We start from the raw sequence: 308 nt of genomic DNA on the forward strand, positions 1-308 counted from the left end.
GTTTAACCTTTATTGAGAGAACTACTATTTATACATTTTTAAAAGTAGCATTTGAAGGGCCATTAACAGAAGAAACCTTAAACCTTTGGAAAGAGACGTTTTCCGATGAATTTATCAACTTATTAACGGATGGGAATCAAGATTTAGCTGATTTTTTTGCAGAGTTAAAGAACAGTGATCTTGATATCATAGAACAGCTTGAAAAAGATGCCTATTTGGCCACTTTCAATCTATTAAATGATAGAGGAAGAATACCCGCTCCCCCATGGGAGTCCGTTTATGTGACCAGGGACCAAACTATGTTCGGT

The 308-nt window shown here is 36.0% G+C and carries 1 pseudogene; it reads left to right on the forward strand.

Annotated features, from left to right (window positions below):
• Positions 1 to 308, forward strand: a pseudogene (locus RYX56_RS21750) (TorD/DmsD family molecular chaperone); the annotation flags it as partial.

Origin of the sequence: Alkalihalophilus lindianensis (genome assembly GCF_032843265.1) — a bacterium.
In the GTDB taxonomy this organism is placed as follows: Bacteria; Bacillota; Bacilli; order Bacillales; family Bacillaceae_D; genus Alkalihalophilus; species Alkalihalophilus lindianensis.